At 62.7% G+C, this 21,377-nt stretch carries 12 protein-coding genes and 4 pseudogenes; 6 read left to right on the top strand and 10 right to left on the bottom strand.

Annotation, left to right across the window (positions count from 1 at the left end; all coding sequences use genetic code 11):
* The first annotated feature begins 9 nt into the window (after positions 1-9).
* On the top strand, positions 10-1,122 hold the full coding sequence (locus tag K5I40_RS13600; RefSeq protein WP_223074914.1) for a M20 family metallopeptidase: 1,113 nt from the start codon (positions 10-12) through the stop codon (positions 1,120-1,122).
* Positions 1,123-1,324: 202 nt separating this feature from the next.
* On the opposite strand, the gene entH is transcribed toward K5I40_RS13600, so the two are convergent.
* From entH to entC, 5 genes and pseudogenes are all read right to left on the bottom strand, one after another.
* On the bottom strand, positions 1,325-1,738 hold the full coding sequence (gene entH / locus K5I40_RS13595) for a proofreading thioesterase EntH (protein WP_039031401.1): 414 nt from the start codon (positions 1,736-1,738) through the stop codon (positions 1,325-1,327).
* Positions 1,739-2,485, bottom strand: coding sequence for a 2,3-dihydro-2,3-dihydroxybenzoate dehydrogenase EntA (gene entA / locus K5I40_RS13590; protein ID WP_223074930.1), 747 nt, complete (start codon positions 2,483-2,485; stop codon positions 1,739-1,741).
* 2 nt (positions 2,486-2,487) lie between these two features.
* A complete protein-coding gene (locus K5I40_RS13585; protein WP_223074915.1) occupies positions 2,488-3,342 on the bottom strand; it encodes an isochorismatase in 855 nt (284 codons plus the stop codon).
* An 11-nt stretch (positions 3,343-3,353) separates the two neighbouring features.
* Positions 3,354-4,964 carry a (2,3-dihydroxybenzoyl)adenylate synthase EntE gene (gene entE, locus K5I40_RS13580; protein WP_223074916.1) on the bottom strand — a complete coding sequence of 537 codons (1,611 nt, stop codon included), beginning with the start codon at positions 4,962-4,964 and terminating at the stop codon, positions 3,354-3,356.
* 9 nt (positions 4,965-4,973) lie between these two features.
* Positions 4,974-6,147, bottom strand: a pseudogene (gene entC / locus K5I40_RS13575) (isochorismate synthase EntC).
* Between the two features lie 187 nt (positions 6,148-6,334).
* On the opposite strand from entC, the gene fepB reads away from it, so the two are divergent.
* Positions 6,335-7,294, top strand: coding sequence for a Fe2+-enterobactin ABC transporter substrate-binding protein (gene fepB, locus K5I40_RS13570; protein ID WP_223074917.1), 960 nt, complete (start codon positions 6,335-6,337; stop codon positions 7,292-7,294).
* Positions 7,295-7,474: 180 nt separating this feature from the next.
* On the opposite strand, the pseudogene entS reads toward fepB, so the two are convergent.
* Positions 7,475-8,709: pseudogene (gene entS, locus K5I40_RS13565) on the bottom strand (enterobactin transporter EntS).
* 111 nt (positions 8,710-8,820) lie between these two features.
* On the opposite strand from entS, the gene fepD reads away from it, so the two are divergent.
* Genes fepD through fepC form a run of 3 tightly spaced genes read left to right on the top strand, consistent with a single transcriptional unit; the run spans position 8,821 to position 11,611 of the window.
* A complete protein-coding gene (gene fepD / locus K5I40_RS13560; protein ID WP_138369623.1) occupies positions 8,821-9,825 on the top strand; it encodes a Fe(3+)-siderophore ABC transporter permease in 1,005 nt (334 codons plus the stop codon).
* Entirely contained in the window at positions 9,825-10,814 is a 990-nt protein-coding gene (gene fepG / locus K5I40_RS13555; protein WP_223074919.1) for an iron-enterobactin ABC transporter permease, read from the top strand. Before fepD ends, fepG begins: the two co-directional genes overlap by 1 nt.
* Positions 10,811-11,611 carry an iron-enterobactin ABC transporter ATP-binding protein gene (gene fepC, locus K5I40_RS13550; RefSeq protein ID WP_223074920.1) on the top strand — a complete coding sequence of 267 codons (801 nt, stop codon included), beginning with the start codon at positions 10,811-10,813 and terminating at the stop codon, positions 11,609-11,611. The genes fepG and fepC overlap by 4 nt, the downstream gene beginning before the upstream one ends.
* Before the next feature lie 185 nt (positions 11,612-11,796).
* On the opposite strand, the gene entF is transcribed toward fepC, so the two are convergent.
* The 3 genes and pseudogenes from entF to fes all read right to left on the bottom strand — a co-directional run bounded on the left by entF (position 11,797) and on the right by fes (position 17,088).
* Positions 11,797-15,663 carry an enterobactin non-ribosomal peptide synthetase EntF gene (gene entF, locus K5I40_RS13545; protein ID WP_223074921.1) on the bottom strand — a complete coding sequence of 1,289 codons (3,867 nt, stop codon included), beginning with the start codon at positions 15,661-15,663 and terminating at the stop codon, positions 11,797-11,799.
* Positions 15,660-15,872 carry an MbtH family NRPS accessory protein gene (locus K5I40_RS13540; protein ID WP_223074922.1) on the bottom strand — a complete coding sequence of 71 codons (213 nt, stop codon included), beginning with the start codon at positions 15,870-15,872 and terminating at the stop codon, positions 15,660-15,662. The genes entF and K5I40_RS13540 overlap by 4 nt, the downstream gene beginning before the upstream one ends.
* A gap of 11 nt (positions 15,873-15,883) precedes the next feature.
* Positions 15,884-17,088, bottom strand: a pseudogene (gene fes, locus K5I40_RS13535) (enterochelin esterase).
* Between the two features lie 255 nt (positions 17,089-17,343).
* On the opposite strand from fes, the gene K5I40_RS13530 reads away from it, so the two are divergent.
* Positions 17,344-19,584: a TonB-dependent siderophore receptor gene (locus tag K5I40_RS13530; RefSeq protein ID WP_223074924.1), complete on the top strand. Its 2,241-nt coding sequence runs from the start codon at positions 17,344-17,346 to the stop codon at positions 19,582-19,584.
* A 544-nt stretch (positions 19,585-20,128) separates the two neighbouring features.
* Here the strand turns inward: K5I40_RS13530 and K5I40_RS13525 are convergent.
* Positions 20,129-20,589: pseudogene (locus K5I40_RS13525) on the bottom strand (hypothetical protein).
* Positions 20,590-21,377: the final 788 nt, after the last annotated feature.

Raw genomic sequence — 21,377 nt, 5'->3', positions numbered from 1 at the left:
GGACCTCGCATGAACCTTGAACATTACATTGAAGAGCTGAAAACCCTGGTCAACGTCGACTGCGGCACCAGAACCCTCGACGGCGTCGCGACGGTGGCGGGCATTATGCAGCGCCTGTGGCAGGCCGAAGGCTGGCATGCTGAGCAGGTGGATCTCGGCAACCAGGTGGGCCCTGGCGTTTTAGTCACTAACCAGCCGCAGGCGGAGAAATTTGACGTGCTGCTGGTCGGCCATCTCGATACGGTGTTTGCGCCGGGCACGGCGGCAGCGCGTCCGCTGAGTCAGGATGAAACACGGCTGTACGGCCCTGGCGTCTCGGACATGAAAAGCGGCCTGCTGAATATTCTGTGGGCGATGCGCGGGCTGGACGCGGCTGACAAAGCGCGGCTGTCCATTGCCGTGGCGATGAACCCGGACGAAGAGACCGGCTCGGTGCACTCCCACGAATGGATCGGCGAGCTGGCAAAACGGTCCCGCTGCGTGCTGGTGTGTGAAGCGGCGCGCGCCGACGGCTCGCTGGTGAAAGCCCGCAAAGGGATGGCGGGCTACCAGCTGCACTTCAGCGGCGTGGCGGCGCACGCGGGTAACGACCCGGAGAAAGGCCGCTCGGCGATAACGGCGCTGGCTAATGCGATTATTGCCATTAACGGGTTAACCGACTGGGATCGCGGCACGACCCTTAACGTCGGGGTGATTCAGGGCGGCAGCGCGGGCAACGTGGTGGCAGACAGCGCGAGTGCCGAGCTGGACGTGCGTTTCTGGGAAAACGACGAATACGATCGTGTGCATCAGGGACTGGAGGCGCTGTGCGCACAGGGGTTCCTCGACGGCGTTACCACCACCCTCACCCGTGTGAATCACAAACCGGCGATGGCCACCAGCGACGACACCCGGGCATTAATGCAGAAGGTTGAAAACGCCGGACGCGAAGAAGGGATCGCCATAACCTGGCAGGCGGTGGGCGGCGGCAGCGATGCCAACCATACCGCCGCGCTGGGCATCCCGACCTTAGACGGTTTTGGCCCGATCGGCGCCGGATTCCACAGCCCGGCGGAGTGGCTGGAGATTGCCTCGATCGCGCCGCGGATCAGGTTGTTGAAGCGTGTGGTGTCCATGTTGTAACGATCGTGCGGCTGTGTGCCCGGTGGCGGCTTCGCCTTACCGGGCCTACAACACCCACGAACCGTAGGCCGGGTAAGCGCAGCACCACCCGGCAACAACATCCCCAAACCGTAGGCCGGGTAAGCGCAGCACCACCCGGCAACAACATCCCCGAATCGTAGGCCGGGTAAGCGCTGCGCCACCCGGCAAAAAGCCCCCGAACCTACCCCAACACCATCGTACTCAACCGGCAGGTACAGCAGCGCCGTCCCTGCTCGTCAAATACCACGATCTCCCAGCTCTGGCTGGTGCGCCCGAGGTGCAACGGCTGACACACTCCGCGCACTCTCCCCTGCGATACCGCCCGGTGATGGGTGGCGTTGAGCTCCGTTCCCACCACGCTCTGCCCGTCGCGGGTCATCAGAAAACCAGCCATCGACCCCAGGGTCTCCGCCAGCGCCGCCGACGCGCCGCCGTGCAGTAAACCAAACGGCTGATGGGTGCGGGCATCCACCGGCATGTCTGCTTCCAGGGTGTCGTCACCGATACGGGTGTAGAGGATCCCCAGATGCGCCACCAGGGTGTTCTGACTGGAGGCGTTCAGCTCCTCCAGCGATAAATGACGTTTCCAGATCATCTAGGCCCCCAGCGTGGAGCCGCCGTCCACCACGATATCCTGCAACGTGATGTGGCTGGCATGGTCGGAGGCGAGGAACAGCACGGTGCTGGCGATCTCCTGCGGACGGGCGATTTTGCCCAGCGGGATCCCAAGCTTGAACTGCTCGCCAAAGCCGCGAATGCGCTGCTGCTCGGCGTCGTCGCTTACCCACAGGGTGCGCTGCATGTCGGTATCGGTGGAGCCCGGCGAGACCAGATTACAGCGCACGCCGCTGCCCGCCAGCTCAAGGCCCACGGTCAGGGCCAGGCTCTTCAGCGCCGCTTTCGAGGCACCGTAAGCGCTCATGCCGATGCGCGGCGTGTGCGCCGCGTCGGAGGCTACGGTGACAATCGCCCCGCCCTGCTGACGACGGAACTGGCCCATCGTCTGCTGGAACAGGTTAAACGCGCCGCCCACGTTGACCGCAAACGTCTCCTGCCAGTCGTCCTGCGACAGCTGGTCGGTTGCCCCCATGCGTAAAATACCGGCGGCGTTAACCAGCACGTCCAGGCGCTCAACCGTCGCCAGCACGCGCCCGCAGACCTCGTTTACCTGCTGCGCATCCGCCACGTTCAGCACTTCGGTGGCAAACGGATAACGCGCCTGCGGGAAGGCGACATCAAAGCCCGTCACCCTTGCCCCCGCCTCGGCAAACGCAAGGGCGGTGGCGTAACCGATGCCTTTTCCGGCCCCGGTCACCCAGACGGTATTCCCCGTGAAATCCAGCATCATTTCACCTCGCGGGAGAGCAGCGCCCACCAGGCATCCAGGGTCGGGTTTTTCGCCAGCATCACGAAGTCGATATCGCCATGCACTTTGCGCCAGCGCGCCGCCAGGGCCATCATGCGAACCGAATCCAGACCGTAGTCGATCAGGTTTTCGTCATCCATCGGCTCGTCGGACTCATCCAGCAGCGGCAGGATCAGTTCCCGCAGTGCGTCTTTCGAGGCAGGAATGGACGGCAGCAGCTCGTCGGTGGTCACCACGCGCCCGGAACGACCGGCCACGTACTTGAGCGACATCAGGTGCTCGTCGCGGGTGAAATCCGCCAGCGCGTCGGCCACGAAGAACGGCTGAATGTCGCGCATAAAGGCGTCGGTGGCGGTGGTCATGCAGCCGATGTGGGCGTACACGCCGGTGATGATCAGCTGGTCACGCCCGGTCTCTTTCAGCATCTGCTCCAGCGGCGAGCGGTGAAACGCGCTGTAGCGCCACTTCACCAGCACGGTATCGGCCTCATCCGGCGTCAGTTGTGCGACAATGCGCTGCTGCTCCGGCGAGCGGGTCAGGCCCGGCCCCCACATGTCGTTCAGCAGGGCGCGATCTTCATCACTCTGCTCTTTCGGCTGGGCGGTGTAGTAAACCGGAATGCCCTGCTGCTTGCAGTAGTCGCGCAGGCGGGCGATGTTCGCCACCACCTGCGCCATCATCGGGCAGTTATCGCCCCAGAAGTTGAGGAAATACTCCTGCATATCGTGGATCAGCAACGCCGCGCGGGAAGGCTCCAGCGTCCAGCTCACTTTGTTGTTCGGCAGATCTGCCGCGCCTGGCAGCGCGTAACCGGTTAATTTTGGAATTGCCATCGTCTTGCTCCTCAGCCCTGCGCCCGTTCGGCCAGCCACAGGCGTAATTGTTTTTTATCGACTTTGCCTACCGGCGTCAGGGGCAGTGCCTCCAGGCACTCCACGCGATCCGGCAGCTTGAATTCAGCCACGCCCTGCTCGCGCAGGAAGCGGCGCACCTCGACCGCACGCAGGGGCTTTTTCACCACCAGATACGCGCAGCTCTTCTCGCCCAGCAGGCTGTCCTCCATGCTGACCAGCGCGGCGTGGATCACCGATTCGTGGCGCAACAGCAGGTTTTCCACCTCTTCGGCGGCAATCTTCTCCCCGCCACGGTTGATCTGATCTTTCTCGCGCCCCTGGACGGTGATGTAGCCCTGCTCGTCAATGGCGATCAGATCCCCGGAGCAGTAAAAGCCGTTCTCATCGAAGGCGCTGGCATTGTGTTCCGGGCTGTTGAAATAGCCGCGGAAGGTGTACGGCCCGCGGGTCATCAGACGCCCCACCTCGCCGCGCGGCAGCGGATTGCCGTGCTCATCGGCCACCCACACTTCATCATCCGGGCACATCGGGCGGCCCTGGGTATTGATGATGCGCTCCGGCGAATCGTCCAGCGCGGTGTAGTTCACCAGCCCTTCGGCCATGCCAAACACCTGCTGGAGCTGGCAACCAATCTCGGCCGGAATGCGGGTCGCAAGCGTTGCGGAAAGCCGCGCCCCGCCAACCTGCAATAGCTCCAGCGACGCCAGCTGTGCGTTACCCGCCCCTTCGCTGATGGCCTGCAGCCACAGGCTGACCGCAGGCGGCACCAGCGAGGTGACGGTAACCTGATGCTGATGGATCAGCGGGAAGCAGAGCGTGGCGCTCGGATCGTGAGCCAGCACCACGCAGCCCCCGGCCATGAAGATCCCGAGCGTGCCCGGGGAGCTCATAGCGAAATTGTGCGCCGCGGGCAGCGCGTTCAGGTAGCGGGTTTGCGCGGTGATACCGCAGATCTCGTTGCTGCGACGGATGCTGTAGTAGTAGTCGTTGTGGGTGCGCGGGATCAGCTTCGGCGTGCCGGTGCTGCCGCCGGAAAGCTGGAAGAAAGCCACTTCGTCCGCCGGGGTCGGGGTGGCGATAAAGTTCTCCGCCGGGCGGTCAATGGCCGCTTCCAGGGCGTGTTCCCCCTCATCACCGCGCAGCCAGACCAGGCGCACGGAGCGGTGCTGATCGACAAAGGTGTTCAGGAAATCGTCACCGGCAAACAGCGCATGTTCGCGGTCGGCAATCAGCAGCGCAGGTTTGATCTGCAAAGCGTAGGCGTTCAGCTCGCTGCGCTGATGGCTGAACAGCGCATTTACCGGGGCCACGCCCACCTGCAACAGCGCGAAAAAGGTGATGTAGAACTCGGCGACGTTGCCCAGCTGCACCAGCGCGGTTTCGCCACGCTTGATCCCTTTTGCCTGCAGCGCAGACGCGAGGTTATTGACGGCGTGCCGGAACTGGCGATAGGTGATGCGGCGTTCGCCGTCGATAAGCGCCAGCGCCTCGCTGTCGCCGTGACGGGTCAGAATGTCCGTCAGGGGCAGATCCTGCCAGTAACCTTTTTCACGATAGCGGCGGGCAAAATCATCGGGCCAGCGGGTAAAGGGAAGGGTCATGTTTAATCCTTAGTGCAAGCCAAAAACGTTGAGCATGGTGGTCAGTTTCACACCGGTTTCGCGCCATTCGGCCACCGGCGAAGAAGCCGGAACAATCCCGGCACCGGCAAACAGGCGCACGCTGTTGGCCTGAATGCGCGCGCAGCGGATGGTGACCACCCACTCGCCGTTGCCTTCGCTGTCGCACCAGCCGACGATGCCGCCGAACAGTTCGCGGTCGAACGGCTCCAGCTCGGCAATCAGCTCTTTCGCGGCCTGGTGCGGGAAGCCGCTCAGGGCCGGGGTCGGGTGCAGCAGGCAGGCCAGGGTCAGGGCGTTTTCGTGCTCGCGCGCCTCGCCTTCCACCGGGGTAGCCAGGTGCCACAGGGTCGGCGTGGTGACCAGCTGCGGAGACGCCGGCATGGTCAGCTGATGGCTGCGCGGAGCCAGCACCGCTTTCATCGCCTGGGTGACCAGGTCGTGTTCGTGGCGATCTTTTTCCGAGGCCAGCAGCTTGTTGCCCGCCTCGCGATCGAGAATGTCATCCGGCTGACGACGCGCGGAACCGGCCAGCGGCAGAGAGCTAAAGTGCGCCCCCTCTTTACGCAGCAGCAGCTCCGGGCTCGCCCCCAGCAGCACCCCGCCGTCCTCCAGCGGGACGTGGAAGTTAAAGCTGGCCGGGTTCTGGGCGATCAGTTTTTCCAGCAGCGCGCTGCTGTCGATGTTCTCCGCCGTCGCGATGTCGATAAGCCGGGAGAGCACCACTTTGTTGACGCGCGGGGTGGCGGTCAGCGCCGCGGCGCGGGCCACCATATCCTCAAAGGCTAACTGCGCCGGGATCTCGGTGCGGGATTTCACCGTCAGCGGCGTCGACCGGGCGGCATAGCGGGCAGACTGCTGGCGCGCCGGGCGGCAAATTTTGCCACTGCTGGGGGATAAACAGCGACGACGGCTGACGAGTATCGAACGGGATGGCCCCGACCATCACCGGGTTAGCAATCCCGGCGGCTTTGGCATCGGCAAAGGCCTGCGCCAGCTGCTGCTGAAACGCGCTCGCCGGATCGTCGCCGTTGACGGCAGGGGTAGTGAAGCGGGCAAAACAGCCAGACGTGGTGAAACTGCGATAAGGCGACATAAAAAAGAAGCTGTCTTTTTGCAGCCGGGTCGCGGTGTGCTGAACATCCTCAGCCAGTGACGTATCCATATCATCCTCCTGAAATGATAAAAGCAGTAAGAATTATTATCATTTATATTTTCGCTGGCTAACCTAATCCCAGAGCGCGATGGTGTCAACCGCAGAGCGCGCAACTTGTGCGACTATCGCTTGCATCCCTGCGCCTCATTCATGAAAATGAGAAGCATTAACTTCAACAAAAACAGGATGCACCTTAGTGAAACTGCCCGCCGCATGCCGTAACACCCTGCTTTTAATCAGCCTTTTACTTTCAGGATTAACCTCAGCCGTCGCCGCCGACTGGCCGCGTCAGGTCACTGACAGTCGTGGAACGCACACTCTGGAGAGCAAACCAACGCGCATTGTCTCCACCAGCGTGACCCTCACCGGCTCCCTGCTGGCGATTGACGCCCCGGTGGTCGCCAGCGGGGCCACCACGCCAAACAACCGCGTCGCGGACGATCAAGGCTTTTTGCGCCAGTGGGGCGATATCGCCAAACAGCGTAAGCTGGCGCGGCTCTATATCGGCGAGCCGAGCGCCGAAGCCGTTGCCGCCCAGATGCCGGATCTGATCCTGATCAGCGCCACCGGGGGCGATTCTGCCGTCGCGCTGTACGATCAGCTCTCCGCCATCGCCCCGACGCTAATCATCAATTACGACGACAAAAGCTGGCAGGCGCTGCTGACCCAGCTCGGCACCATTACCGGCCAGGAGAAGCAGGCTGCAACCCGAATTGCAGAGTTCGATAAGCAGCTCGCCCGGGTGAAGCAGCAGATGAAGCTGCCGCCGCAGCCGGTCAACGCCATCGTCTACACCGCCGCCGCCCACAGCGCCAACCTGTGGACCGCCGAATCGGCGCAGGGCAAGCTGCTGCAACAGCTGGGCTTCTCCCTTGCCACCCTGCCCGCCGGGCTGAACCCGTCCCAGAGCCAGGGCAAGCGCCACGACATCGTGCAGTTAGGGGGGGAAAACCTGGCCGCCGGGCTGAACGGCGAAGGGCTGTTCCTGTTTGCCGGCGACCAAAAGGACGTGGATGCGATTTACGCCAACCCGCTGCTGGCCCATCTGCCAGCGGTGCAAAACAAACGCGTCTGGGCGCTGGGGACGGAGACTTTCCGTCTGGATTATTTCAGTGCGACCCGGGTGTTAGAACGTTTAGAGACGTTGTTTAAGTAATTGTGCCTGTTGATGCCCGGCGGCGCTGCGCTTGCACGGGCCTACGATTCGAATGGTGCGGGGTTTGTACCGTGCGGCCTGATGCCCGGTGGCGCTGCGCTTACCGGGCCTACGGTCCGGGCGGTTGTGGGTTTTGTAGGCCGGGTAAGGCGCAGCCGCCACCCGGCACATTCCACCGCGTTAAACCGTGGCAACTTCCTGCCGGAACCGGCGTAACTCCGCCAGCACCACCAGCAACATCACTCCCACTATCGCCAGCACAAATCCGCTACTGCTCGCCGAGGCCACCGGGGTCATTATCGCCCCCAGGCCACCCAGGATCGCCGCACCAATGGCATCGCCGGTGACGTTCTGCGCCGTCCACAGGCCGTTGATGCGCCCGAGCATCGCTTCCGGGGTCTGGGTCTGGATCAGGGTGTACTGCAACAGCGAACTGACCGCGCTCAGCCAGCCGAACAGCGCCAGACAGACCACGCCCAGCGCCCAGACCGGCATCAGGCTAAAGAAGCCAATGGCGATAAACGAGGCCAGGGTCGCCAGCAGCATAATCAGCCCCGGACGCGCGCTCTGCGCCAGATTGCCGCTGGTAAGCGCACCAAAGGCCGCGCCCAGCGGGATGGCGGCATACAGCAGACCGATCTGCGACACGCTCATCTGCCACTCCAGCGCCAGCGCCGGATAGAGCACCCGCACCGCGCTCGCCATCGTCAGCAGGCCGCCCATCAGGGCGATGCCGCCGATCAGCGGATTGCTGAACAGAAAACGGATCGCCGCCAGCAGGGATTTCAGCGGATGTTCACGCGGCTGCGGCGGAGGCGGCAGTAAAGGCAGACGCAGCAGGGTTAAGGTGGTAATAAAGGTGCCCGCCGCCGCCAGACCGTAGTTCCAGGCCACATTCCCGGTGCCGAGCAGCAGCCCGCCGACCATCGGCGAGATCACCGATCCCAGACGCACGGTGAGCATCGTAATCGCCCCCGCCTGCATCAGATTCTCGCGCCCCACCAGCGCAGGCGTCGCCGCCAGCAGCGCCGTTACCCCAAGGGAGGCAAAAAGCCGTCCCACAGGCCGAGGGCGTAAATGGCGATCAACGACGGCTCCGGCAGCATGGCGTTCAGACACAGGCCGACAAATCCCACCCCGCAGGTGCCGCGGGCCAGCAGGATCAGCTTCTTACGCTCGTAGCGATCCGCCAGCACCCCGCCCACCATCAGGCCGATAAACATCGCCCCGCCGGTCAGGGTGACGGAGAGCCCCACCAGCCAGCTGGAGTGGGTCATCATCTGGATTTGGACCGGTACGGCCACGCCGAGCAGGCCAAGGGATAAAATGGAGATAAAACGGGCAATAAAAACAGCACGAAACGCCGGATGGGTCTTCAGCAGGCTCAGATTGAGCAGCCAGGATTGTCGGGTCATTACAAAGCCTTAATGGTTTCTTTTGTACCAATTCCATGGCCGCACATGCTAACATAGCTAAATAAGATAGATAACGATAATTACTATCATTATCAAATCATGGATGTTGCTATGTCGTACTCCCTTTCCGCGTCACGCGCCGTTGCCGTGCCCGGCTTACTGTTACTGCTCACGCTGGCGATCGCCCTCAGTCTGTTGGTGGGTGCCAAACCGCTGCCGTTTTCGGTAGTGGTCGATGCCTTCTCCGCTACCTGTCAAAGCGCCGACTGCACCATCGTGCGGGATGCCCGCCTGCCGCGTACCCTCGCCGGGCTGCTGGCCGGTGCCGCCCTCGGTCTCGCCGGGGCGTTAATGCAAACCCTGACCCGCAATCCGCTGGCCGATCCCGGCATTCTCGGCGTCAACGCCGGGGCGAGCTTCGCCATCGTGCTGGGCGCGGCGCTGTTTGGTTTTTCCTCCCCCGGCGAACAGCTGGTGATGGCCCTGTGCGGCGCCTTTGCCGCCTCCCTGCTGGTGGCCTTTACCGGCAGCCAGGGCGGGGGCCAGCTCAGCCCGGTGCGTCTGACGCTCGCGGGCGTGGCGCTGGGCGCGGTGCTGGACGGCCTCTCCAACGGCATCGCCCTGCTTAATCCGGACGTTTACGACCAGCTGCGCTTCTGGCAGGCGGGGTCGCTGGATATCCGCACCCTGCAAACCCTGCAGGTGGTAAGCGTGCCGGTGCTGATTGCCGCCGCCGTGGCGCTGCTGTTAAGCCGGGCGCTGAACAGCCTGAGCCTCGGCAGCGACACGGCCACCGCCCTGGGCAGTCGCGTGGCGCGCACCCAGCTGCTGGGGTTGCTGACCATCACCGTATTGTGCGGGAGCGCCACGGCGGTGGTGGGTCCCATCGCCTTTATCGGACTGATGATGCCCCACATGGCGCGCTGGCTGGTGGGGGCCGATCACCGCTGGTCCCTGCCGGTCACGCTGCTCGCCACCCCTGCCCTGCTGCTGTTTGCCGATATTCTCGGGCGTCTGCTGGTGCCCGGTGAGCTGCGCGTCTCGGTGGTCAGCGCCTTTATCGGCGCGCCGGTGCTGATCTTCCTGGTTCGCCGCCAGCGCGGAGGTGCCCTGTGATGGCCCCGTCCCGACGTTTAGTTTTCAGCTGCCTGCTGCTGGTGCTGGTCAGCCTCGGCGTGGCGATATTGAGCCTTAAGAGCGGCGCGGTGATACTTGATTTCACTCAGGTGCTCGATGCCCTGACCGGCAGTGCCCCGCGCAATATCACCATGGTGGTCAACGAATGGCGACTGCCGCGAGTGACGATGGCGCTGCTGGTGGGCGCGGCGCTTGGGATCAGCGGCGCGATTTTCCAGTCGCTGATGCGCAACCCGCTCGGCAGTCCGGACGTGATGGGCTTTAACACCGGGGCCTGGAGCGGCGTGCTGGTGGCGATGGTGCTGTTTGGTCAGCATCTGACGGCCATTACCCTGGCGGCGATGGCGGGCGGCATTCTGACCTCGCTTGTCGTCTGGGCGCTGGCCTGGCGCGACGGGATCGAGACCTTCCGCCTGATCATCATCGGTATCGGCATGCGCGCCATGCTGATGGCGTTTAACACCTGGCTGTTGCTGCAGGCGTCGCTGGAGACCTCGCTCTCGGCCGGACTGTGGTTCGCCGGGTCGCTCAACGGCCTGACGTGGGCCAAAACCCTGCCCGCCGCCCCGCTGATCGTGCTGATGTTTATTTGCGCCCTGCTGCTGGTGAAGCGCATGCGCCTGCTGGAGATGGGCGACGACAGCGCCTGTGCGCTGGGGGTCAGCGTCGAGCGTTCGCGGCTGATGCTGATGCTGGTGGCGGTAGTGTTAACGGCTGCGGCCACCGCTATCGCCGGGCCGATCTCCTTTATTGCCCTTGTCGCACCGCACATCGCCCGCCGTCTGAGCGGCACCGCCCGCTGGGGGTTAACCCAGTCGGCGCTGTGCGGGTCGCTGCTGCTGCTGGCGGCGGATCTCTGCGCCCAGCAGCTGTTTATGCCGTATCAACTTCCGGTGGGCGTGGTGACCGTCAGTCTTGGCGGGATCTACCTTATCGTCTTGCTTGTTCAGGAGTCCCGCAAGAAATGACAGAGACTGCAACCCGCTTGCGCGGCGAAAATCTGACCCTCGGCTACGGTAAAAAAACCGTGGCTGAGAATTTGCAGGTGGCGATCCCCGATGGCCACTTCACCGCCATTATCGGCCCCAACGGCTGTGGAAAATCGACGCTGTTACGCACCCTGAGCCGTCTGATGACGCCGCTGCACGGCAACGTGTTTCTCGACGGGGAGCAGATCCAGCGCTTTGCCAGCAAAGAGGTGGCGCGCCGGGTCGGGCTGCTGGCGCAAAACGCCACCACCCCGGGGGATATCACCGTCCAGGAGCTGGTGGCGCGCGGGCGCTATCCGCACCAGCCGCTGTTTACCCGCTGGCGCAAAGAGGATGAGGCGGCGGTCACCAAAGCGATGCAGGCGACCGGTATTACCGACCTGGCGGCGCAAAGTGTCGACACCCTCTCCGGCGGACAGCGCCAGCGGGCGTGGATTGCGATGGTGCTGGCCCAGGAGACGTCGATCATGCTGCTGGATGAGCCGACCACCTGGCTGGATATCAGCCATCAGATTGACCTGCTGGAACTGCTGAGCGATCTGAACCGCACGCAGGGCTTTACCCTGGCGGCAGTGCTGCATGACCTGAACCAGGCCTGCCGCTATGCTACGCATCTGATTGCCCTGCGCGACGGCAAGATTGTGGCGGAAGGTGCGCCGAAAGAGATTGTTACTCCGGCGCTGATCGAGCGGATCTACGGTATGCGCTGCATGATTATTGACGATCCGGTGGCGGGTACGCCGCTGGTGGTGCCGCTGGGGAAACGTGCGGTCTGATCCCCTCACCCCGGCCCTCTCCCCAAAGGGGCGAGGGTGAAAAGACGGCTCCGTGCGCTCCTTCCCCAAAGGAGCGAGGGTGAAAAGACGGCTCCGTGCGATCCGTCCCCAAAGGGGCGAGGGTGAAAAGACGGCTCCGTGCGATCCCCTCTCCCCTATGGGGAGAGGGTTAGGGTGAGGGGAAACTACCCCAGAATCTCCTTCAGCACCGGCCCTATCTGCTCAAACGCCTGCGGGGAGATGATGTCCACGTGGGCGCAGTCCTGAGCATACACCTCCAGCTCTCCCACCCACGGTGCCCAGGCTTTATGCGGATCCATGGTTCGCGTGCGTTCGGCGACGAACAGCGTCGCTTTGCCGTCAAACGATGAACTGTGCGCCGTGGTCAGCAGACGTACCGCATCGCCGTAGTTACCCTCGATGGCGCTGAACAGCGCCCCGGACGCCTGCCCCTGCTGGGCGGCGAGAAACGCCTGCCGCTCACGCTCGATCTCCGCTAATACTTCCGGATCCAGACCGTTAGCCTCTTTCTCGGACCAGTTTTGCGTCTCCGGCGGCCAGGTATCGAGCAGGCCGAGGAACGCCACGGCCTCTCCCTGTGCCCGCAGACGCGCGGCAATCCCCTGCGCCAGCGTGCCGCCCAGGGAATAGCCGAACAGATAGTAAGGCCCGTGCGGCTGTTGCGCGCGGAGCGTCGCCAGATGTTGCTCGATCACCTCGTCCAGGGTGGCGCAGTCCTGCATCGGCCCCGGTCGCGGCGACTGGATACCCGTGATCGACCAGCGCGGGCTCAGGTAGCGGGCCAGCACGCTGAACTGCCAGGCAAAACCGGAGGCCGGATGGAAGCAGAACAGCGTCGGGCCGTGGCTTTCGCGCAGGGGCAAGATGGTCTCGTAACCCAGACGCTGCGCCTGCTCGTCGCTCATTTCTGAGCTCAGCAGGGCGCTCAGCTTGCCCACCGTCGAGGCCACCATCACCTGGCCGGGCGTTACCTGACGGGCAAAGTGGCGGCTGAGGGTGGCAGCAAGACGCATCGCCAGCAGCGAGTGACCGCCGAGGGCAAAGAAATCCGCCTCGATGTCGTTGATCTCACACCCCAGCAGGGCCGAGAACGCGGCGGCAATGGTCCATTCGGCATCGGTTTCCGGAGCGCGCCCCTGCGCTTTAACCGTCAGTTCCGGCAGCGGCAGCGCCTTGCGATCCAGCTTGCCGTTGGCGCTGAGCGGCAGCGCGCTCAGCTGCAAAATCACCACCGGCACCATGTGCGGCGGCAGCTGGGTTTTCAGGGCCGCCAGCAGCGCATCGCGATCCAGCGGCAGGCCCGACTCCGAGACCACATAGCCCACCAGCTGACGGGCATCGCCGCCGGTAGCCGCCGCCTGGTTGATGACGCAGGCGTGAGTCACCGCCTGGGCCACGTCCGGCAGGGTCAGCATCGCCCGGTCGATTTCTCCGAGCTCAATGCGCTGGCCGCGAATTTTGAGCTGATCGTCGCTGCGGCCTAAATATTCCACCGCACCGTTGTCAAGCCAGCGGGCGACGTCCCCGGTGCGGTACATGCGCTCGCCAGGGACAAAGGGATCGGCGATAAAGCGGCTGGCGGTCAGATCCGGACGGCCCAGATAGCCCTGCGCCAGCTGGATGCCGGTGAGGTAGAGATCTCCCGCCACGCCGAACGGCACCGGGCGCATCATCGCATCCAGAATACGCAGGCCGGTGTTCCACACCGGGAAACCAATCGGCACGCTGTTGCCCGTAACCGCCGCCAGTTCAGGGCCATACGCCGGATACCAGCTGACGTCCACCGCCGCTTCGGTCGGGCCATACAGGTTATGCAGCGGGGCATGGGTAAGCTGCTCCCACTCCCGGCACAGTTCGGTCGGCAGGGCTTCGCCGCTGCAGAACACCTGTTTCAGGCTGGCGCAGCAGGCGACGTTTTCCGGGGTCAGCGAGGCGACAAAGGCCGCCAGCATCGACGGCACAAAGTGGGTGGTGGTGACGCCGTATTTCGCAAAGAAATCCTGCATCGCCAGCGGATCGCGGTGCGCCTCCGGCTCGGCCATCACCAGCTTCGCCCCGGCGATAAACGGCCACCAGAACTCCCATACCGAGACGTCAAAACTGCACGGCGTTTTTTGCGCCACTACGTCTTCGGCGGTTAACGGGTAGTGGTTTTGCATCCACAGCAGACGGTTGACGATGGCGGTCTGGCCGACCATCACCCCTTTCGGCCGCCCTGTCGAGCCGGAGGTGAAGATGATATAGGCGGTCTGTTCCGGCCTGCTCAGGTGCAGAGGTTCAGAGTCCGCAGCAGGTAATAGTGTGTTGTAACTAAAAATCGTTACTGGCAGATGATCAAAGCGCGGGCGCTGGTCGTCGGTGGTGATCAGCAATGACGGCTTCGCGTCCTCGAGCATCATCTGCAGGCGATCGTCGGGATAACCGGTATCCAGCGGCAGCCACGCGGCCCCCGCTTCGACGATGGCGTGCAGGGCCAGGGTCAGGAATACCGAGCGCGGCAGTGCCACCGCCACGCTGTCGCCGGGCTTCACCCCACGCTCCCGGAGCTGGTTTGCCAGGGCCACCACCTGCTCGCGCATCTGGCGGTAAGAGAGTTCAACGTGCGCATCGGCCAGCGCCGGGGCGTCCGGGGTTTTCGCCGCCTGCTCCGCCACCAGCGCGCTTAGGGTAGTGAGCGGCAGCGGAACCGCCGTCTGGTTGATCTTCTCCAGCAGGCGGTATTCGTCATCAGAAACGGTTTCGGCCTCGCCGCAGCGCAGATCGCTGTTGGCGGCAAACTGCGCCAGCAGGCCATGCAGGCGCTCGACGTGGCGCACCAGGGTGGCCTCATCGTAACGCTGCTTGTTGGCGAGGATCTCAATGCTCAGCCCGCCCTGCTCGTCCGGGAACAGCGCCATCTCCAGGTCGTTCACCGGACCGGTGGCGAGGGTGTGCGTCACCGCCTGTACGCCGTCTATATCCAGCTGATAGTCGAAGACCTTGACGTTAAACACCGGGCCGAACAGCGCCTCGTCGCGGGCGGCACGCCCGCTGTCGCGGACGATCTGCTCGGCGTCGTAACGCTGATGGCGACGCATCTTTTTCATCTGTCCGGCCAGGCGCTGGGCCAGCTCCGGCAGCGTCTCCAGCGGGTTGATGTTCACCGCCAGCGGCAGCACGTTCAGCACCGGGCCGGTGGCGGTGAGCGCCGCGGAGCCCATCCGGCGCATAAAGATAAACCCGGCGGCGTAGTTCATTCGCCCGGTCAGGCGGGCGAGCCACAGGGCCACCAGCGCGAGCGCAAGGTCGGTGCGCTGGCTCTGGCTGGCGTTTGCCAGCTGGCTGAAGGCGTGACGATCGGCGGTCAGCTTCAGGCGCAGAATGTCGGTCGTGGCGGCGCGACCCGGCAGCGGCGCGCTGGAGAGCGAGACCGGCGGCGGGAGCTGTTTGCGCTGCTCCGCCCAGAACGCGCCGTCGCGCGCATAGGCCTCGCTGTCGCGATAGCGCTGGTACTCCTCCACCACTTCCGCAAACGGCGTAAAGGGTGAATCCGGCGTGGCATCGCCTTTCAGCCAGGCACGATAAATGGCGGCGATCTGGCGGGTAATGGCCGGGAAGCTGAAGCCATCCACCACTAAATGGTGATAGCGCTGATACCAGTACCAGCGGTTGTCCGCCACCTGAATCAGCAGGTGCAAGGCCAGCGGCTGGCCGCTGTCGACGCGCAGGTTCTGGTTAAGATCGGCGTGCATAACCGCCAGGGCTGCCGCGTGCGGATCGCCGTCGGCGCGCAGGTCGAGAATGTGCGGTTCCGGCAGGATGAGGCTCTCGTCCACCCATTGCCCAATCTCGCCGTTATCTTCGCTAAAGCGGGTGCGCAGGGTGTCGGCCTGCATCATCCCGGCCACCACCGCTTTCGCCAGCAGGGGGGCATCAACCGGGCCGGTCAGTTCGACGTAGTGGGCCACGCTCCAGGCGTTGGGCAGGTCGGAAAGCTGTTCCGCCATCCAGATCCCCGGCTGGGCGGCCACGAGAGGACGTTGTGCGCTCATGATTTCACCTGTGCAAAATGGGCCGGGATCAGGGTTTGCCAGTGGGCGGCAAGCCACTGCTCACAGGCTTCCTGCGACTGCGGCTCACAGGCCACGCGCCAGCCTTCGGGCAAGGCGCACTGCTGCGGCCACAGGCTGTACTGCTGTTGGGCGTTTTGCACAATAGTGAACAGACCCTGCGGATCGTCGAAGGGGTTACTGAATTCCATACCAGACTCCGTTATTGAATAAGCGGCTGCCAGAGAGTCATCAGCCCCTGCGTCAGCCCTCCCCGCCAGCAAAGTGCATCATGTCCGCCGTCCACCGGACGCCAGAAAACCGGCTGCTGTGTCTGCTGTAGCCCGGTATAAAGCGCCTCACAGGCGCGAAAAATCAGCGGTTCACGTCGCCCCGCCTCAAGGACAATGCGCAGTCCCTGCGCTGAAAGTTGTTGGTTTTTGAGCTGTTCGATAATCACCCCGTCCTGCTGGCCACCGCGATGCGGCCACCAGAACGACCCCGACTGGCTGAGCACGCAGCCAAAGCGCTCTGGCCAGTGCAGCCCGGCATACAGGGCGGAGAGGCCGCCAAAGCTCTGCCCGGCGACAACCGTGCGATCGGCCCGCTCGCTGAACGGGGCCAGCGCCTGCACCTGCGGCAGGAGTTCGTCCTGAACGGCGAGCCAGAATCGGGATTGCAGGGCAGTTCGCGGGTGCGATGGGCGGTATCAATGACGTCAATAAGTACGTAGACCGCAGGCGGCAGCTGGCCATCAAGGGTGAGCGCCGTGAGCGCAGGCCACACCGGCATGCTCTCGGCCCAGAACTGGCCGTCGAGCAGCACCGCCAGCGGGCGTTCGTGCGGGGTCTGTTCCCCGGTGGTGAAGATCCACACCCGGCGGGTGTTGCCGAGTTTTGCGCTCTGCCAGGTAATGCACCGGGCAGGCTGATACGGCGTATCGGGGCGATCCCAGCCGGGCTGGAGCGGTGCTTCGGGCATTTCGAGCGCCGAGACCGGGTGGCCGCGTCCGCCGCGCCAGTGCTGCCGGTTACGCGGATCGGCGATGGCCTTTGGCAGCAGTTTGCGCCAGCCTTCACGCAGGGCCATGCGGTCCGGCGGATCGGTGGCAAACACCGCATCAGCAAAGTCGTCATCATGTTCAGAGGGGATAAAACAGTAGCTGCCGCGCCAGTTGGGGCTGAACTCGCCCTGCCATTGCCAGACGTCGGTGCCACTGATGCGCACCAGCGTCTGCGGGCGGGCGTTGTGGTGGTGATCGGTCACGCCGGTAATGTAGAGCCACACCCTTTTCAGCGGCGAGGCCTGCTCCGTGCCGTTCGGGTCGCGCCAGTAAAACGTCACCCGATAATGGTCCCCTTCCCGCACCCCTTCGGGCCCCTGTTTCGACTGCCACCAGGCATCACTTCCCGTCTCCAGCGTCGTCACCGATTTAACCCCATGAACTGTTCTGTTTTTTTGATTAAAGATAAACAATATCGATAATATTATTGATAACTATTTTCATTTGCAATAGCGTATGGGCGCGCTGTGGGAAGCGCGAACATTAAATAACCATGCCATGCGCTGCGTACTGACTCAGGATCGAGAGGTTTTCGCAGACTGCGGGCGACATCCTGCCGCCTCCTCACCCATTCGGGAACGGAGCCATGGGGAACGCGGCATCGAAAAGCAGGACATACAATGAATAACAAGCTTCACTCACTGGCCTTACTGGTCAATCTGGGGATTTATGGTGTGGCACTGCCTGCGATGGCAGCCGAAACCGCCGGGCACGAAGATACGATGGTGATCACTGCCGCCGAGCAGAACCTGCAGGCGCCTGGCGTGTCCACCATCACCGCCGATGAGATCCGTAAAAATCCGTCGGCGCGCGACGTGTCCGAGATCATCCGTACCATGCCGGGCGTCAACCTCACCGGCAACTCCACCAGCGGCCAGCGCGGCAACAATCGCCAGATTGATATTCGCGGCATGGGCCCGGAAAACACCCTGATCCTGATCGACGGTAAGCCGGTGACCAGCCGTAACTCGATCCGTCTGGGCTGGCGCGGCGAGCGTGACACCCGCGGCGATACCGGCTGGGTGCCGCCAGAAATGATCGAACGCATCGAAGTGATCCGCGGCCCGGCTGCGGCGCGTTACGGTAACGGCGCGGCGGGCGGCGTGGTGAACATTATCACCAAAAAGGTCAGCAACGAGTGGCATGGCTCCTGGAACACCTACCTGAATGCCCCTGAGCATAACGAAGAGGGTTCCACCAAACGCACTAACTTCAGCCTCAGCGGTCCGCTGGGCGACGCGTTCAGCTTCCGTCTGTACGGCAACCTGGATAAAACCCAGGCCGACGCCTGGGATATCAACCAGGGTCATGAGTCTGAGCGTACCGGCGCCTATGCCGACACGCTGCCAGCCGGACGTGAAGGCGTTGAGAATAAAGACGTTAACGGCGTGCTGCGCTGGGAATTCGCCCCGATGCAGGCCCTGCAATTTGAGGCAGGCTACAGCCGTCAGAACAACCTCTATGCCGGTGATACCCAGAACACCAACAACGACAACAGCAGCAACGGGCTGGTGAAGAAAAATTACGGCAAAGAGACCAACCGTATCTATCGCCAGAACTTCGCCCTGACCTGGACCGGCGGCTGGGATAACGGTATCACCACCAACAACTGGGCGCAGTACGAACACACCCGCAACTCCCGCCTGGGCGAAGGGCTGGCTGGCGGTCTGGAGGGGCTGTTTAACAGCGATAAGTTCACCGACACCGATCTGTCCGACGTGATGCTGCACAGCGAGATCAACCTGCCGATCGACTTTATCGTCAACCAGAACCTGACCCTGGGCACCGAGTGGGATCAGCAGCGGATGAAGGATATGTCCTCCAACGGCCAGGCCCTGCAGGGCGGTGCGATCCCCGGGATGACCGACAATCGCAGCCCGTACTCCGATGCGGAAATCTTCTCCCTGTTCGCGGAAAACAACATGGAGCTGACCGACAGCACCATGCTGACCCCGGCGCTGCGCTTCGATCATCACTCCATCGTTGGCAACAACTGGAGCCCGTCCCTGAACCTTTCTCAGGGGCTGGGGGATGATTTCACCCTGAAGATGGGTATCGCCCGGGCCTATAAAGCGCCGAGCCTGTACCAGACCAACCCGAACTACCTGCTCTACAGCAAGGGCCAGGGTTGCTATGCGAGCGCCGACGGCGTGGGCTGTTACATGCTGGGTAACGAGGATCTGAAAGCCGAAACCAGCATCAACAAAGAGATCGGCCTGGAGTGGAAACGCGACGGCTGGCTGGCGGGCGTGACCTGGTTCCGCAACGACTACCGCGACAAGATTGAAGCGGGCTACGCGCCGATTGGGCAGACCTCTGCCGGTAAGACGAAAACCGATATTTATCAGTGGGAAAACGTGCCGAAGGCGGTGGTAGAAGGTCTGGAAGGCACCCTGAACGTGCCGGTCAGCGACGCCATCAACTGGACCAACAACATCACCTACATGCTGCAAAGCAAGAACAAGGAGACCGGCGATCGTCTGTCGATCATCCCGGAGTACACGCTGAACTCCACCCTGAGCTGGCAGGTACAGCAGGATGTGTCGCTGCAGTCCACCTTCACCTGGTACGGCAAGCAGCAGCCGAAGAAATACAACTACAAAGGTGAGCCGGCGGTCGGGTCTGAGACGGATGAAGTGAGCCCGTACAGCATCGTCGGCCTGAGCGCGACCTGGGACGTGACCAAATACGTGAGCCTGACCGGCGGCGTGGATAACCTCTTCGATAAACGCCAGTGGCGTGCGGGTAATGCCCAGACGACCGGGAATACCACGACGGGGGCGTATATGTATGGTGCTGGGGCGTATACCTATAATGAGCCGGGGCGGACCTGGTTTATGAGTGTGAATACGCGGTTCTGATGAGAGTAAAAAGGCAACGATGAGTTGCCTTTTTTATTGCGGGTTGGTGGGGAACATGCGGCTGCTGTGGTGGTTCCGTTCACTTTCAGTTGCTGCTGAGGTTCATCTGCCTCAGAGTTGAGGGGAATATGCGGCTACGGTGGTGGTTCCGTTCACTTCCAGAGCCGTGCTTCTCTGTTACTGCACAACCGGTGAACGTGCCAGGGTGGCTCAATCGCCACCACCCTGGCAACCCGGGCTACCGGCAAAGAAAATCGCCGCTTCGCGGTCCCTTCGTCTTATTCCTTCCGGCTATCGGGTCGGGCACCAGCCTGCATCCCTGCAGGCTATGCCCTCTCGGCGCGTCCATGCGCCTCGCCCCGGCCTACAGGAAACGACTCAGCGATTTTCAGCCGGACCAGGGAGCCGCTGTAAGCCTTTTATTTTTATGTGATTATTTCATTGCGTTAACATTTATTGCGCCGGGTCTGGTAGGCCGGGTAAGGCGAAGCCGCCACCCGGCATTGTTGCGCCGGGCGGCACTGCGTTTGCCCGGCCTACAAACTCAGTTTTTCAACGCATCAATTGCTACGCGTCCATCCGGCGTTTGCAGCCAGCGTGGTGCGTTGAGCGTGTCGGCGTAAAAGCTCACCAGGTCATACAGCAGCCCCTCCATCACGCGCGCCATCTCCGGCGGCAGGACGTTGCTGATTAAAAGCTGCGTAACGGTCTGGCAATAGATGCCCAGCTGGTCGCTTTCCGGCTCGAATGCGGGCAGGCGAGAAGGCAGATCGTTGAGGGTGAATTGTTCCACCATGTGCGCCGGGATAGGCTCGTTGAGCGTGGGTTGTAACAGCGCGAGACAGGCACAAAGACGGGCGCACAGCGCCAGCTTTTCAGCGGGTTCGTCGGTTTCGGCAGGGTGTAAGCGAAACGCTCACAGTGGTTCGCCAGTACGGTGAAATCCGTGTTGTGGGAGAAAGGTACGGTAAATAATGGGTGAGCCTGGGTTGGGGTTGTAGCCATAGTGGCAGCCTCCGATAAAGTTTTTAAACCCACCGTCAGAGGTTCCAATCTCGTGGCGGTGGACTGAGCGAGGTTGGAACTACCGGCTTTATCGGATACCGGCGCATCTTACGATGCCCCCGCCAGCCCACCATTAAGTGCAGCAGAGCGTACGACATAAGGCCTCTTATGTCATCGATAAAGTCAGTCAGGGTTCCAATCCCGACGCCTGATTTTGCAGGCGCAACAGGAAGATAAGGCAATGCGTTTCAGGCAACAACCCAGAAAACCATTCCCGGAAGCCGCCTCGCAAAGATTTAAAGCAACAGAAAATATTACATGGAAACAGCCAGGCCCCGCCCGGCGGCGCTGCGCTTGCACGGGCCTACAAAACCAACAAAATCAGTGATGAAAAAGTTTAATAGAATAAAAGACTTACAGCGACGCCAGAGTCCGGCTGAAAATCGCTGAGGCGTTGACCGTAGGCCGGGGCGAGGCGCAGGGATGCGCCGAGAGGGCGTGACCTACAGGGATCCAGGATCACGCCCGACCCGAAAGCCGAAGGGAATAAGCCGAAGACAAAATTGCCGGGAGCAATTTTGGACAGCGCTTGCGCTGGCCCCGAAGGGGTGAGCCCCAGGGATGGGGCGAACAATCCGCGAAGCGGCGATTTTCTTTGCCGGGAGCCGGGATTGTAAAGGGGGCGCGATTGCACTGAACCCCAGATCCTGGACACCAGATTCCGGAATCTGGAGGTCCAGAACGATGAAACATCCTTTTCATATCAGACTTGCGGCTGTACAGCATTA

Origin of the sequence: Leclercia sp. LTM14 (genome assembly GCF_023736175.1) — a bacterium.
Taxonomy (GTDB): Bacteria; Pseudomonadota; Gammaproteobacteria; order Enterobacterales; family Enterobacteriaceae; genus Enterobacter; species Enterobacter barmai.
Note: the sequence above shows the minus strand (reverse complement) of the source record. Positions and strands in the feature narration are given on the sequence as shown.

What these genes read in the sequence shown, in the direction of transcription:
- entH (WP_039031401.1), bottom strand. Translation starts at nt 1,738, where the DNA reads ATGATCTGGAAACGTCATTTATCGCTGGAGGAGCTGAACGCCTCCAGT.
- K5I40_RS13600 (WP_223074914.1), top strand. Translation starts at nt 10, where the DNA reads ATGAACCTTGAACATTACATTGAAGAGCTGAAAACCCTGGTCAACGTC.
- fepD (WP_138369623.1), top strand. Translation starts at nt 8,821, where the DNA reads ATGTCGTACTCCCTTTCCGCGTCACGCGCCGTTGCCGTGCCCGGCTTA.
- fepC (WP_223074920.1), top strand. Translation starts at nt 10,811, where the DNA reads ATGACAGAGACTGCAACCCGCTTGCGCGGCGAAAATCTGACCCTCGGC.
- K5I40_RS13530 (WP_223074924.1), top strand. Translation starts at nt 17,344, where the DNA reads ATGAATAACAAGCTTCACTCACTGGCCTTACTGGTCAATCTGGGGATT.
- K5I40_RS13540 (WP_223074922.1), bottom strand. Translation starts at nt 15,872, where the DNA reads ATGGAATTCAGTAACCCCTTCGACGATCCGCAGGGTCTGTTCACTATT.
- K5I40_RS13585 (WP_223074915.1), bottom strand. Translation starts at nt 3,342, where the DNA reads ATGGCAATTCCAAAATTAACCGGTTACGCGCTGCCAGGCGCGGCAGAT.
- fepG (WP_223074919.1), top strand. Translation starts at nt 9,825, where the DNA reads ATGGCCCCGTCCCGACGTTTAGTTTTCAGCTGCCTGCTGCTGGTGCTG.
- entF (WP_223074921.1), bottom strand. Translation starts at nt 15,663, where the DNA reads ATGAGCGCACAACGTCCTCTCGTGGCCGCCCAGCCGGGGATCTGGATG.
- entE (WP_223074916.1), bottom strand. Translation starts at nt 4,964, where the DNA reads ATGACCCTTCCCTTTACCCGCTGGCCCGATGATTTTGCCCGCCGCTAT.